This window comes from Streptomyces sp. NPDC001381 (assembly GCF_042895685.1).
GTDB lineage: Bacteria > Actinomycetota > Actinomycetes > Streptomycetales > Streptomycetaceae > Streptomyces.
Map to the genome: position 1 here is coordinate 228,765 of NZ_JBIAWO010000009.1, position 13,805 is coordinate 242,569.

Here is a 13,805-nt window from a genome sequence, read left to right on the forward strand (position 1 = left end):
GTTCACTCCAGTTCCTTCCCACGCGTCTCCGGCAGCCCCAGCAGCGCCAGGGCGGCGATCCCGTAGCCGATCGCGCCGAAGACCAGCGCGCCGCCCACACCCCAGCTGTCGGCCAGGTATCCGACCGTGGTGGGGAAGACGGCGCCGACGGCGCGGCCGGTGTTGTACGTGAAGCCCTGCCCGGTGCCGCGCACGGCCGTCGGGTACAGCTCGCTCAGGAAGGAGCCGAAGCCGCTGAAGATCGCCGACATGCAGAACCCGAGCGGGAACCCGAGGACCAGCAGCAGGGTGTTGGCGCCGTCGGGGATGTTCGCGTACGCCAGGATGCAGATCGCCGACAGCAGGGCGAACAGCCAGATGTTGCGGCGCCGGCCCAGCCGGTCGGTGAGGTAGCCGCCGGTCAGGTAGCCGAGGAAGGCGCCCGAGATCAGGAAGGTCAGGTACCCGCCCGTGCCGACCACCGACAGCCCGCGCTCCGACTTGAGATACGTCGGCACCCAGGTCGCCAGGGTGTAGTAGCCGCCCTGGACCCCGGTGGACAGCAGCCCGGCGAAGAGCGTCGTGCGCAGCAGGGGGCCCTTGAAGATGGCCGGGAACGAGCCCTTCACGGAGCTGTGCTCACGCGCGGTGGCGGCCTCCGGCGCGTCCTGCACCCGGCGTCGCATCCACACCACGAGCACGGCGGGCAGGGCGCCGGTCCAGAACATGACACGCCAGGCCATGTCGTCGCCGAAGAAGGAGAAGACCAGGGTGTAGGCGACGGCCGCGAGGCCCCAGCCGACGGCCCAGGAGCTCTGGATCGCGCCCAGGGTGCGGCCCCGGTGCCGGGCGCTCGCGTACTCGGCGACCAGGATCGCGCCGACCGCCCACTCGCCGCCGAAGCCGAGGCCCTGCAGGGCGCGGAAGACCAGCAGGGTCTCGTAATTGGGCGCGAAGCCGCAGGCCACGGTGAACACGGCGTAGGTGATCACCGTGATCATCAGCGCCCTGACCCGGCCGATCCGGTCCGCCACCACGCCCGCGACGGCCCCGCCGACGGCGGACACGACCAGGGTGACGGTGGTGAACAGGCCGGTCTGGCCGCTGTCCAGGCCGAAGTAGGCCGCCAGCGCGACCATGCTCAGCGGCAGCGTGAAGTAGTCGTAGGAGTCGAGGGCGTAGCCGCCGAACGCGCCGGCGAAGGCGCGCCGGCCCCGTGGGCCGAGGGCGCGCAGCCAGGCGAACGCCCCGTCGTCGGGGGTGTGGCCGGTGGTGGCGGGGCGCGGAGTGGTCGGGGTCTGCGGTGGAGGGGTCGTGCTCATGGGCACCTCGCTGAGGGATGACGGAGGGTGCTGGGAGTGAGCCGTGCGGGAGCGGACGGTGCCTCGGTGGGGACGGGGCGGCGCCGTGGACAGGAAGGTAGAGGATCGTTGAACGATCCTTCAATACCCCTGTTGTTTCGTTCTCGTGTTCTGCGGTTCAATTCCGGGCATGGCAGAGCAGCTGGCGGGACTGGCCGACGACCGCGCCCTCCTGGGGCGCACCAGTACGGCCGAGCGGGTTTCGGACATCCTCAGGAGCCGTATCGCCGAGGGCTTCTTCCCTCCGGGGACGCGCCTGTCGGAGGACAGCATCGGCGGGGCGCTCGGGGTCTCCCGCAACACGCTCCGCGAGGCGTTCCGGCTGCTCACCCATGAGCGCCTGCTCGTGCACGAGCTGAACCGGGGCGTGTTCGTCCGGGTCCTGACCGTCGAGGACGTCGAGGACATCTACCGCACGCGCGCGCTGGTCGAGTGCGCCGTCGTCCGGGGGCTGGGCGACCCGCCGTACGCCCTGGACGCCCTCCGGGCGGCCGTCACCGAGGGCCAGGTCGCCGCCGTCGAGAATGGCTGGAAAGAGGTGGGTACCGCCAACATCCACTTCCACCGCGAGCTCGTCGCCCTGGCCGGCAGCGCCCGCACCGACGAACTGATGCGCAGCGTCTTCGCCGAGCTGCGCCTCGCCTTCCACCTCGTCGACGACCCACGGCGGCTGCACGAGCCGTACCTCATGCGCAACCGCCAGATCCTCCAGGCGCTGGAGGCCGGCGACCGGATCGAGGCGGAGAAGCTGCTGGACGTCTACCTCCGGGACTCGCTGGAACGGGTCGTCGAGGTGTACCGGCGGCGCATGGGCGAAGGGGCGGCCGGCGGGAGCGACGGCAGGGGCCGTCCCGAGGCCGTGTGACGGCGGTCGCATCTGCGGTCGTTTGGGTCGTTGTCAGACCGAGGACCTACTCTGTGCACCGTGACTTCGCCTGCATCGACGGACCGTGTTCCGCCCCAGCTCAGCGCGGGGCCGCGCCCCGCTCCGGGCCCGGCCGCCGACGAGGGGCTGGCGCGGCGGCTGCGCGCGCTCGCCTGCACCGCGCCGATTCACGACCTCGACGCCCGCAAGGCCAACCTCGCGGGTGAGTACTCGGTCTACGGCATGGCGGAGATCGCCCTCGCCGCCATCGACCTCGTCACCCTGAACATGGACTTCGACACCGGCGCCGACCACGACCAGATCGTGGCCCGCCTCGTCCCGCGCATCGCCGCGCAGGCCCCCCGGCGGCCCGCCGCCGAGCACGAGCGGGTGGCCCGCTGGGTGCTGGAGAACCTGATCAACGTCGGCAGCGTCGACCGCGGCTTCCGCGCCGTGTACGGCACGTTCGCCGCGGACGGCACCTATGTGCGCCGCGACTACGACTTCAAGCTGCTGGAGGAGGTCCCCGGCCACGGCGGCACGGTCTACCTGCGGACCACGGACGAGGCGGTCAACGTCCTCGTCGGCGCTCTCGACACCGACGTCACCAGCGCGCAGATCGCGGCCGAGGTCAAGCTGGAGGTCCTCATCCGCCGCGGCCGCCTCGCCGACGCCCAACTCGCCGCCGAGCAGGCCCGCTACCGCACCGTCCAGTACTCGGAGAGCCTGCGCAGGGCCCTGGAGGCGACCCGGCGCAACGTCCGCGCGGTGGACTGGCTGAACGCCGTACCCGACATGATCGCCGAGGCCCTCGACCACGTCGCCGACCGCTACCGGCACGAGAACGCGATCCTCACCAACATCCGCAGGGCGCGGGACGAGATCGAGGACGCCGAGAACAAGCGCCGGGCCGCCGAACTCGTCGACATCGTGAAGGACTGCATCCGCCGGCACACCCAGCTCCAGTCCCGCCTCTTGGAGGCGGGCCCCCTGTTCCGCGCGGAACAGGACCGGCAGGCCTTCGCCACGCCCATGACCTCGTCGGGCATCGACCTCTACGGCCATCTCGTCGCGCCCGTGCTCCCGTTGCCGCTGGAGCAGGCCGCCCGGGTCACCGACGCGTTCTTCGCGCGCGGGACGGGATTCCGGACGCCGGTGGCCGTGCGGGTGGGCGATCTGGTCGACCTGCTGCTGACCCCACCGGTGGAGCGGGAGCACCTGGGCGCGGAGATGCCGGAGCCCGATCTCATCGCGACCCCGGACGACAGCCGCTTCAGCGAGGCACAGCTGGCGCTCGCCAAGGAACTGCTCGACCTGCCGGCGGACGCGCCGCGACGGCTGTCCGGTCTGCTGGCCGAGGCGCGGCGCACCGGCGACCTCGAACTGCCCTACCTCGTGGCACTGCTGGTGGTTCACGCCGCCTCCCCGGCCGTGGGCACGGCCTACCGGCAGGGCGAGGAGAAGCTGCTGTTCGCCGTGGACGACGGCACGGAACTGGACGACCCCGAGTTCGGCGGGGCCGATCTCATCGTCGGCACCGCCCTGCTGGACGCCGCGGGGATGGCGGCGGACCGCACGGAGGCGGCATGAGCCGGGCCGGGAACCGAATGAACGCGCACGAGAACACCGAGGAGCCGCAGCCGTGACCGAGCACGTCGAGTGGAGCGACACGGAGGCCCCCGCCCCGGTGGTGAACGCCGCCGTCACCCCCGCCGACGCCGCCGACGCGGCGCGGCTCGTCGCCTTCGGCCTGCAGCCCAGACTGCAGCCCGCGCGCGACCAGGAGTACGCCGATCTGCTGCGCCGCCACCGCGAGGACCCGGCGTTCGCTCGGCTCGCCGACGCCATCGCCGCCGGCCTCGGTCTGGTCGTGCTGGAGGTGTCCCCGCGCGCGGGGATGGCCGTGACCGCCGCCGAGGACTCGGTGTTCGCCGTGCGGATGGGGGACTACGCGCGTCGCACGTCCGCCGACGGCGGCGACCGCTTCCTGCACGGGCTCGCCCATCTCGCGGTCGCCGCGATGGCCTTCCCCCGCCCCGAGGACCTCGCCGACGACGGATACATCGGCCGGGTCAGCGTCAACGGCGTCGACGCCTTCGTGCGCCAGGCATGCCGCCGCCTGGAGGAGCGCGCCGAGGAACAGGGCGAGAACACCGACCCGGCCACCGACGCGCCCGGACTGGAGGCCGCCTGGCGGATCTGGGCCAGACGCAGCGCCGCCGGCGCCACCAAGGACGCGCGCAGACTCGCCGGATCCACCACCGGGATCGTCGGCAAGGCCGTCGCCTTCCTCACCGACTCCGGCTTCCTCCAGCGCACCGGCGACGACAACGGCGGTACGTACCGCACGACGGCCCGCTACCAGCTCCAGGTCCGCGACATGGCCGGCAGCGCCGCCCTGGCCGAGCTGCTGGAGCTGGGCGTCGTCCCGGTCACCGACGGCACGCCGACACTGCTGCCCGCGGAGGAGACCGACGACCTGGAGCTGGTGGCCGAAGCCGGACTGCCGTTCCACTCCTGAAGCTCCCCGAGCCCCGAGCCCCGAGCCCCGAACCACCGCACCTTCCCGAAGACTTACGAGAGTCCGCCATGTACGAGCTGTCCCGGGTCCGCCTCTACTCCATCGGGCCCGCCGGTGCGCGCTACGCCGACACCGTGCTTGACCTGCGCGGTGTCGGTGACGTCGTGCCCGATCCCGCCCCGACGCAGGCGGAGTTCTTCGAGGAGGAGCCGGTCGGCCCGCCACGCCGGCCCGCGCCGGCCGGTGTGCTCTTCCTGGAGAACGGCGGCGGCAAGTCCGTCCTGCTCAAGCTGATCTTCTCGGTGATGCTGCCGGGCCACCGCAACACCCTCGGCGGCGCCAGCTCCGGCGTACTGCGCAAGTTCCTGCTCGCCGACGACTGCGGACATGTGGCGTTGGAGTGGCAGCACGTGCTGACCGGCGAGTGCGTCGTCGTCGGCAAGGTGAGCGAGTGGCGCGGCCGGCAGGTGTCCAACGACCCGCGCAAGTTCGCCGAGGCCTGGTACTCGTTCCGGCCCGGCCCGGGACTCAGCCTCGACAACCTCCCCGTCGCCGAGTCCACCGCGGTGCGACCGCCCGTGGAGGGTGTCTCCGGGGCCCAGGGGCGGCGGCGCACCATGAAGGGGTTCCGGGACGCCATCACCGAGGCGGGCAAGGCGTATCCGCACCTGGAGGTGCACTGGGAGGAGATCCACGACCGGTGGGTGGAACACCTCACCGAACTCGGCCTGGACCCCGAACTCTTCCGCTACCAGCGGGAGATGAACGCCGACGAGGGCGAGGCCGCCGGCCTCTTCGCGGTCAAGAAGGACTCCGACTTCACCGACCTCCTCCTGCGAGCGGTGACGGACACACGGGACACCGACGGGCTCGCCGACCTCGTCAGCGGCTTCGGCAACAAGCTCGGCCGGCGCGCCGAGCTGATCGCCGAACGGGACTTCACCGCCGGGTCGGTGGATCTCCTCGGACGCATCGTCGAGGCCGCCGAAACCCGCTCCCGCGCGCGTGACGTCCACACCGGGGCCGAGCGGCGCACGCGCACGCTGGCCCGCCGGCTGTCCGCGCGGGGCGTGCGGGAGCGGATGCGCGCCGGCGACCTCGCCCAGCGGGTCACGGCCGCGGCCTACGCCGTCACGCACTCCGAAGGCGGACGTGAGCGCAGCGCGCTGATCGCCGCCGAACTCGCCTTCCGGCACGCCTCCCTGGCGCTCGCCGCCGCCGAGAAGTCCGCCGCGGCGCAGAAACGCGAACTCGCCGACGCGCGCACCCTGCACGCCGCCTGGCAGGCCGCCGAGGCCGTACTGCGCCACCGCGCCGCCTCCGACCGTGTCGCGCGCGTGTCCGCCGCGATCCAGGAGGCCGAGCGGGACGCCGCCCCGGCGCTGGCCGCCCGTGCCAAGGCCGCCGTCGACCTCGTACGCGCCCTGCACGCGGCCGCCGAGAACGCCGAGACCCTCGCCAACGAGGAGGAGGAGCGCTCGGCCGCCCTCCAGGAGGTCGCCGAGACCGCCCACCGGGACGCCACCTCCGCCGCGACCGAGGCGCAGCGCGCCCGCAGCGAGATCGGGCATCTGCGCCAGCGGCTCGCCGAGGTCGAGCAGGAGACCGCCGAGGCCGTCCGCGCGGGATGGCTGGACGACAGCGCCCCCGACGCCGACCCCGCGCGCGCGGCCCTCGCCGCCAGCGACGCCGAGAAGACGGCCGTGGCCGCGTGGGACACCGCCCGAGAGGCGTCCCGCAGGGCCACCGAGCACGCGCGCGAGGCCGCCTCCGCCGAATCCCGCGCCGAGCTGACCGCAGCCCGCGCGGCGGACGCCGCGACGGCGGCGCAGCGGTCGTACCAGGCCGAGCGCCGGCTCGCCGAAGCCCTGGCGGGTGAGGAACGGCTCACCGAACTCCTCGGCCTGACCGGCGTCACCGCACGCGGACCGATCCCGCAGCCCCGGCAGGACGGGGACACCGGCGACGGTGCCTCCCTGACGCCCGAGGACCTCGACCGCTGCGCCGACGAATTGCGCGAACTCCTCGACGACGCCGTCTCCTCCGCCGAACGGCAGCTCTTCGACCTGCGCACCGCCGCCGCCGACGACGCGCGCATCCTCGGCGCGCTCGGCGACGGCGGGCTGCTGCCGCCCGGCCCGGACGTGCTGGCCACCGTCGAGTTCCTCGGCGAGCACGGCATCCCCGCGCTGCCCGGCTGGCGCTACCTCGCCCAGGCCGTCGACCCCGCCGACCACGCGCGGGTGCTCGCCGCCCGCCCCGAGCTGGTCGACGGCGTGATCATCACCGATCCCGACTCGCACGCACGCGCGCGTGACGCCCTCAGCGACGCGGCGCTCCTGCCGCGCTCGGCCGTCGCGGTCGGCACCGCCGCCGCCCTGCTCGCACCGACCCCGGCCTCGGACTCCGCCGGCGGGGACGTCTTCCTCGTACCGCCGAACCCGGCCATGCACGACGAACACGCCGCCGACGAGGAGCGGCAGGCACTGCGCGCGCGGGCCACCGAGCGGGACGAGGACATCCGCCGGCTCGCCGCGCGGCTCGGCAAGGACCGTGAACTGGCGGCCCGGCTCGCCTCCTGGCGCACCGGCTGCCCGGCGGGGCGGCTCACCGAGCTCGCCCGGGCCGCCGGGGACGCCCGCGCCTTCGCCGAGGAGTCCGAGGCCGAGCTCGCCGAGGCACGGGCCCTGCGCGCCGAGGCGGACGAGGCCGCCGCCGAGGCCGCGCAGGTCCGCGACGAGACACAGGAGACCGCCCAGAAGGCCCGGCGCGCCGCCGACGCCCTCGCCGGGCTCGCCTTCCGGCTGCGCGAGCGGGCCGGCTGGCAGGCCAAGCTGCGCGAACTCGCCGACGAGGCCACCGAGTCGGAGGCCCGCGCCCAGGCCTGCCTGGAGCGCGCCCGCGCCGCCGACGAGGACCGCCGCGCCGCCCAGCGCGCCGCCGACGACGCCCGCCGCACCGCCCGCGCACTGCGCGCCGAGCGCTCCGAGATCGCGGGCGCACCCGACGACGTACCGGAGGACGACGCGGACGCCTCCCGGTCGTCCCTGCCCGCCCTCCGCGAGGCCTACCGGGCCGCCTCCCAGGTGTACGAGAAGGTCGGCGTCGGCGCCGACCTGCGGGCCGAGCAGGCGCGCGCGGAGAGCGACGAGAGCGCCGCCCGTGCCGAGCTGGACCGGCTGAGCAACAAGGTCCGTACCCGCGCCGAGCAGCTGCTCCAGTCACCCGACGGCTCGGACGGGCCGTCCCGGCAGGCGGCGGCCGCACGGGCCGAGGAACTCGTACAGCTTCTGGAAACCCGCATGTCCACCGCGAGCGAGCAGCTCGGACGGCTGCGCGGCGAGGCCGAGCGGCATGCCCCCGAGGACGGCGAGGCCCACACCGAACTGCCCGAGGAGCTCCAGCCGCGCGACGCCGAACACGCCCAGGCCCTGCTGCGCACGGCGACGGCCGAACTCGCCTCCCGCACCGAGGCGTTGGCCCAGGCCCGGGAGGCGCACGCCGAACTGCTCGACGCGCACCGGGCGGCCGAGAACGCGGCCGCCGGATTCGACGAGATCGCCGCGATGCTCCGCGACCTGCTGCGCGAACACGCCCCCGAGGAGGAGCAGGAGGCACCGGAGCCCTACCCCGGGACCCTGGAGGAGGCCCGGCAGTCGGCCGCGGAGGCCCGCCGCTCGCTGCGCGGCTGTGCCGCGGACCTCTCCACCGCCGAGTCCGCCGTGCGCGAGGCCGGCGACGTGCTCGTCCGGCACGCCAACTCCACCCGCTACGAACAGGTCCGCACGCCGGCCCGGCAGCAGATCCGCGAGCTGCCCGCCTCCTCCCTGCCCGAACACGCCCAGAAGTGGGCGGACGCCTTCGCGCCCCGGCTCCGGGTGCTCACCGACGAGTTGGAGCAGCTGGAGCGCAACCGCGACTCGATCGTGGACCGGCTGCGCGGGCTCGTCGAGTCCGCGCTCGCGACCCTCCGCTCGGCGCAGCGGCTGTCCCGACTGCCCGAGGGGCTGGGCGAATGGTCCGGGCAGGAGTTCCTGCGCATCCGCTTCGAGGAGCCCGACCAGGCCACCCTCACCGAGCGGCTCGGCGAGGTCATCGACGAGGCGACCCGGGCGGCCGTGAAGAAGAACTCCGACCTGCGGCGCGACGGCATGTCGCTCCTGCTGCGCGGCGTCGCCGCCGCCCTGCAGCCCAAGGGCGTCGCCGTCGAGATCCTCAAGCCGGACGCCGTGCTGCGCGCCGAGCGGGTGCCCGTGGGGCAGATGGGCGACGTGTTCTCCGGCGGTCAGCTGCTCACCGCCGCCATCGCCCTGTACTGCACGATGGCGGCGCTGCGCTCCAACGACCGCGGCCGGGACAAGCACCGGCACGCCGGCACGCTGTTCCTCGACAACCCCATCGGCCGCGCCAACGCGACCTACCTGCTGGAGCTCCAGCGGGCCGTGTCCGACGCGCTCGGCGTCCAGCTGCTGTACACCACCGGTCTGTTCGACACGACGGCGCTGGCGGAGTTCCCGCTCGTCATCCGGCTGCGCAACGACGCCGACCTCAGGGCGGGCCTGAAGTACATCAGCGTCGAGGAGCACCTGCGCCCGGGACTGCCCCAGCCGCCCCAGGCGGGCGAGGCGGTGCACAGTGAGATCACCGCGACCCGGATGTTCAAACGGCCGGCCCCCAGCGCGCAGTGACGCGCGCGGGGGCGGCGGCGCCGACGGGACTCAGGAGTGCGACAGCCGCCCGGCGCCGCCCTGCCGGCGTATCCGCTCCTGCGTCCGCTCGGCGGCCCGGGCCTGCCGTCGCGCCCGGCGGCGCTCACGGCGCAGCGACCGGGCGGTGCTGCTCGGCGCCGACACCACGCCGTTGCGCTGGTTCCACACCTGGCGGGTGACCCACACGTCCAGCGCGGACCAGGTGGCCACCACGGTGCTGACCACACTGCTGATCACCATCGGGAAGGCCAGCCAGGACTCGGCGAGGGTGCACAGGAACGCCACCATCGCCTGAATCAACGTCACGGAGATGATGAGGACCGCGCGCACGGCCGCCTTGCGCACCGGATCGGGCAGACGGCGCCGCCGCGCGGGCTCCTCGACCCACAACGGCCGGTACCCGGCTCGCGATTGGGCCGGGATGGACACGCCCTCGGTGCCGGCCGGCCGGTCGGCACCCGCTTCGTCCACCGGAAGGCCGTGATCCGGTGTCCCGGGGTCCCGCAGCGCCGTACCCCGCCCTGTCGCGCCTTCCTCGGGCGCCCCGCGCCGCTCGACCGTGCCCATCAACGTGTCACTCCCCACCGCCGGCAGACCACTCACCTCCGGGTCGAAGACCCGGCTCCCCTGTGGCTGCCCGGCTTGCTCTGTTTTACGCCGCCGAGGTGCGGCCTGCGGCTCCTGTGGCCGATTCCGCCCCCAATTCCCAATGAGTAGGACGGTCGAGAAGCCGCGAAGATTCCCAAGTTGCGAAAAATTCTGGCCAAGTCGCCGCCGGGGCCGATCGGATCCGGTCTTGTCGAAGAGGCCGGTTTCAGGGCGGCAATCTCCCGTAATGCCCGGACAACTCCCCATGTCCCGGCCGCGGTGCGGAAGTTCGGCTTCCGGACGGGTCTTCGAGTTCACTGTGCGGCGGTAGTAGGCTCGCGGCGTTTGTTGACGCACATGCGTGCCCCCTGCCCGTGGGGGTTCGAGCTGGGGGAGGCCATGCGCTTTCGCGGGAAGTCCATCCGCCGGAAGATCGTGGCGCTGCTTCTCGTGCCGCTGGTGTCCCTGACCGCGATCTGGGGTTTCGCCACGGTACTGACGGGCCGTGAGGCGAGCCGGCTGTTCACCGTGTCGGCGGTCGTGGAGAAGGTCGGCTACCCCGTCGAGGACACGGTCCGCGTCGTACAGCAGGAGCGCCGCCAGACCCTCGTCTACCTCGCCGACCCCCGTGCCTCCGACGCGCTCTCCGCGCTGCGCCGCACCCGGACCGCCACGGACGAGGCCCTCGCCGAGATCCGCCGGAACGCCCAGGACTCCGACGTCCGCGAGGTCCTGGACCAGGACGACGGCGACGGCCTGACCGCGGTGCTCGACGCCTTCGACGGCGTCGACTCCCTGCGCCGCAGCGTCGAGGAGGGCACCGTCACCCGGGCCCAGGCCCTGAACCTCTACAACCAGCTCATCGACCCCTGCTACACCCTGCTGGCCAAGCTGGACGTGGTGGACAGCGTGGAGATGGACAAGCAGTACCGGGCCCTCGTCAGCGTCGCCCGCGCCCGGGAACTCCTCTCCAGGGAGGACGCCCTGCTCGGCTCCGCCCTGGTCGTCGGCCGGCTCAGCCGCGAGGAGATCCGCGACGTCTCCGACCTCGAGGCCCAGCGTGAGGTCGTCTACGACATCAGCCTCGCCCAGCTGCCCACCGCCGAGCGCGAGCGCTACGAGAGCTTCTGGAAGAACGCGACCACCGCCCCGCTGCGCACAGCGGAACAGGCCGTCGTCGCCACCACGCCCGGCGAGATGCCCCGCGGCGTCACCGCACGGAACTGGGACACCGCGGCCGGAAACGTCCTCGACGAACTCGGCACCCTGGACGAACAGGCCAACGACCGCTACCAGGACCGGGTCCGGCCGGTGGCGATCGAGGTCATCGTCAAGGCCGTGGTCGCCGGCGTGCTCGGCCTGGCCGCCCTGATCGTCTCCCTCTTCCTGTCCGTGCGCATCGGCCGCGGTCTCATCCGCGACCTGCGCCAGCTGCGGCTGGAGGCCCACGAGGCGTCCGGCGTGCGGCTGCCCAGCGTGATGCGCCGCCTCTCCGCGGGCGAGCAGGTCGACGTGGAGACCGAGGTGCCCCGGCTGGAGTACGACAGGAACGAGATGGGTGAGGTCGGCCAGGCCCTCAACACCCTCCAGCGCGCCGCGGTCGAGGCCGCCGTGAAGCAGGCCGAACTGCGCGCCGGTGTCTCCGAGGTCTTCGTCAACCTCGCCCGCCGCAGCCAGGTCCTGCTCCACAAGCAGCTCACCCTGCTCGACACCATGGAGCGCCGCACCGAGGACACCGAGGAACTCGCCGACCTCTTCCGGCTCGACCACCTCACCACCCGTATGCGCCGGCACGCCGAGGGCCTGGTGATCCTCTCCGGAGCCGCCCCCTCCCGTCAGTGGCGCAAGCCCGTCCAGCTCATGGACATCGTGCGCGCCGCCGTCGCCGAGGTCGAGGACTACGAACGCATCGAGGTCCGCCGCCTGCCGCGCCTCGCCGTCACCGGTCCCGCCGTCGCCGACCTCACCCACCTCGTGGCCGAACTCCTGGAGAACGCCACGGTGTTCTCCCCGCCGCACACCGCCGTCCAGGTCATGGGCGAACGGGTCGCCAACGGGTTCACCCTGGAGATCCACGACCGGGGGCTCGGCATGGCGCCCGAGGCGCTCCTGGAGGCCAACCTCCGGCTCGCGGAGACCCCGGAGTTCGAGCTGTCCGACACCGACCGCCTCGGACTGTTCGTGGTCAGCCGTCTCGCCCAGCGCCAGAACGTCCGGGTCTCCCTGCAGCCCTCCCCCTACGGCGGAACGACCGCTGTCGTCTTCATCCCCGACGCCGTGCTCACCGACGACGTCCCCGACACCAACGGCATCGGCTTCCGCCTCGACCGTCCCCGCGCACCGAAGGCGGCCGAGACGGCGGAGGGCCGCAGGCCCGCGCTCTCCCCCTCGGTACAGCTCCCCGGGGTGCCCGCGTCCGTGCTGGACGGCCCGGTCGAGCTGGAGGCCCCCGTCGACCTGGACGCCCTCCGTGACTTCCCGGGCGCACTGGAGGAGGAGGACGACGAGCACGGTGGCCTGTTCCGCCCGCGCCGCTCCCTCACCCTTCCCGAGGACGCCCCGGCCGTCGACCCGCACGCGGGGCACCCGGACCGGCGCGGCGAGCCGGACGGCGGCACCGAGGAGCAGGCGGCTCTCGTGCCGCTGCCCAGCCGCCGCACCCCCAAGCTGGTCAGCTCGCACGGCCGCCCGGTCCACGACCAGCGGCCCCGGCGCCCGGAGACGGACGAGGAGCCCTCGCCGCGACCCGGGCCCCGCCGAGCGGACACCGACGGGCCGGCACCCCTGCCCTCGCGCCGCCGGGGCAGCGGGGCGCAGATCCCGCGGAGCACCGCTGCGCCCGAGCCCCCCGCGGTGCCGGGCCGTCCCGGACGCTCCGCCGACGAGCCGGCGCAGTCTCCCCTCCTCCCGCGGCGCACCCGCCAGGCCACCGCCGCGTCCGGCGACCAGGACCTCACGGCCGCGCGCGGGCACACGACGCCCGATCCGCGCGCCGGTGGCACGGGCGGCTTCCCGGAGCGCGACCGGGCCGGCGGCCCGCAGGGCGGGACTCCCGGCAACGGGCCGCAGGACCGCGCCCCCGGAACCGGGCCTCATGGCACCGGCTCCGCACCGGGAGCGCTGCCCCGTCGCGTACGGCAGGCGAACCTCGCTCCGCAGCTGAGGCAGGGCCCGGCAGCGCGCCCGGAGACCCGCTCCGACCTCGAGGACCGCGACGCCGACCAGGTACGCAGTCGTATGGCCTCGCTCCAGCGCGGCTGGCAGCGCGGCCGCGCAGAGAACGCCGCGGGCGACGACGCCCACAGCGGCACAGCACCACAACGAACCACAAAGGGGGACGGTCGATGACCGCACCGAAGGCGACCGGCCACACCATGAGCAACAACGGCGAGCTGAACTGGCTCCTCGACGAACTCGTCGACCGGGTGGCCAGCATCCGCAAGGCCGTCGTGCTCTCCGGCGACGGCCTGGCGACCGGCGCGTCCAGGGACCTGACCAGGGAGGACAGCGAGCACCTGGCCGCTGTCGCCTCCGGATTCCACAGCCTCGCCAAGGGCGTGGGCCGCCACTTCGAGGCCGGCAGCGTCCGCCAGACCGTCGTCGAGCTCGACGACGCCTTCCTGTTCGTCACGGCCGCCGGCGACGGCAGCTGCCTCGCCGTCCTCTCGGACGCCGACTCGGACGTGGGCCAGGTGGCGTACGAGATGACCCTCCTGGTCAAGCGGGTCGGCGTACATCTGGGCACCGCGCCGCGCACCGATCTGCCCTCCGGCGGGTAGTGG

At 73.8% G+C, this 13,805-nt stretch carries 8 protein-coding genes; 6 read left to right on the forward strand and 2 right to left on the reverse strand.

The window, feature by feature from the left end; translation table 11 throughout:
• Positions 1-2: 2 nt before the first annotated feature.
• Positions 3-1,301 carry an MFS transporter gene (locus ACFY2L_RS31735; RefSeq protein ID WP_390824079.1) on the reverse strand — a complete coding sequence of 433 codons (1,299 nt, stop codon included), beginning with the start codon at positions 1,299-1,301 and terminating at the stop codon, positions 3-5.
• Between the two features lie 169 nt (positions 1,302-1,470).
• Here ACFY2L_RS31735 and ACFY2L_RS31740 point away from each other — a divergent pair, with 169 nt between their 5' ends.
• From ACFY2L_RS31740 to ACFY2L_RS31755, 4 genes are all read left to right on the forward strand, one after another.
• Positions 1,471-2,205 carry a GntR family transcriptional regulator gene (locus ACFY2L_RS31740; protein WP_390662403.1) on the forward strand — a complete coding sequence of 245 codons (735 nt, stop codon included), beginning with the start codon at positions 1,471-1,473 and terminating at the stop codon, positions 2,203-2,205.
• A 60-nt stretch (positions 2,206-2,265) separates the two neighbouring features.
• On the forward strand, positions 2,266-3,795 hold the full coding sequence (locus ACFY2L_RS31745; RefSeq protein ID WP_390824080.1) for a hypothetical protein: 1,530 nt from the start codon (positions 2,266-2,268) through the stop codon (positions 3,793-3,795).
• A 52-nt stretch (positions 3,796-3,847) separates the two neighbouring features.
• A complete protein-coding gene (locus tag ACFY2L_RS31750; protein ID WP_390662405.1) occupies positions 3,848-4,726 on the forward strand; it encodes a hypothetical protein in 879 nt (292 codons plus the stop codon).
• A 68-nt stretch (positions 4,727-4,794) separates the two neighbouring features.
• Positions 4,795-9,414 carry a hypothetical protein gene (locus tag ACFY2L_RS31755; protein ID WP_390824081.1) on the forward strand — a complete coding sequence of 1,540 codons (4,620 nt, stop codon included), beginning with the start codon at positions 4,795-4,797 and terminating at the stop codon, positions 9,412-9,414.
• A 30-nt stretch (positions 9,415-9,444) separates the two neighbouring features.
• On the opposite strand, the gene ACFY2L_RS31760 is transcribed toward ACFY2L_RS31755, so the two are convergent.
• Complete coding sequence (locus tag ACFY2L_RS31760; RefSeq protein ID WP_390824082.1) at positions 9,445-10,002, reverse strand: hypothetical protein; 558 nt, start codon at positions 10,000-10,002, stop codon at positions 9,445-9,447.
• Positions 10,003-10,422: 420 nt separating this feature from the next.
• On the opposite strand from ACFY2L_RS31760, the gene ACFY2L_RS31765 reads away from it, so the two are divergent.
• Both ACFY2L_RS31765 and ACFY2L_RS31770 read left to right on the forward strand, forming a co-directional pair.
• Complete coding sequence (locus ACFY2L_RS31765) at positions 10,423-13,371, forward strand: nitrate- and nitrite sensing domain-containing protein (protein ID WP_390824083.1); 2,949 nt, start codon at positions 10,423-10,425, stop codon at positions 13,369-13,371.
• Positions 13,368-13,802, forward strand: coding sequence for a roadblock/LC7 domain-containing protein (locus ACFY2L_RS31770; protein ID WP_390824084.1), 435 nt, complete (start codon positions 13,368-13,370; stop codon positions 13,800-13,802). Before ACFY2L_RS31765 ends, ACFY2L_RS31770 begins: the two co-directional genes overlap by 4 nt.
• The last annotated feature ends 3 nt before the right edge of the window (positions 13,803-13,805 follow it).

What these genes read in the sequence shown, in the direction of transcription:
- ACFY2L_RS31765 (WP_390824083.1), top strand. Translation starts at nt 10,423, where the DNA reads ATGCGCTTTCGCGGGAAGTCCATCCGCCGGAAGATCGTGGCGCTGCTT.
- ACFY2L_RS31770 (WP_390824084.1), top strand. Translation starts at nt 13,368, where the DNA reads ATGACCGCACCGAAGGCGACCGGCCACACCATGAGCAACAACGGCGAG.
- ACFY2L_RS31735 (WP_390824079.1), bottom strand. Translation starts at nt 1,301, where the DNA reads ATGAGCACGACCCCTCCACCGCAGACCCCGACCACTCCGCGCCCCGCC.
- ACFY2L_RS31760 (WP_390824082.1), bottom strand. Translation starts at nt 10,002, where the DNA reads ATGGGCACGGTCGAGCGGCGCGGGGCGCCCGAGGAAGGCGCGACAGGG.
- ACFY2L_RS31740 (WP_390662403.1), top strand. Translation starts at nt 1,471, where the DNA reads ATGGCAGAGCAGCTGGCGGGACTGGCCGACGACCGCGCCCTCCTGGGG.
- ACFY2L_RS31755 (WP_390824081.1), top strand. Translation starts at nt 4,795, where the DNA reads ATGTACGAGCTGTCCCGGGTCCGCCTCTACTCCATCGGGCCCGCCGGT.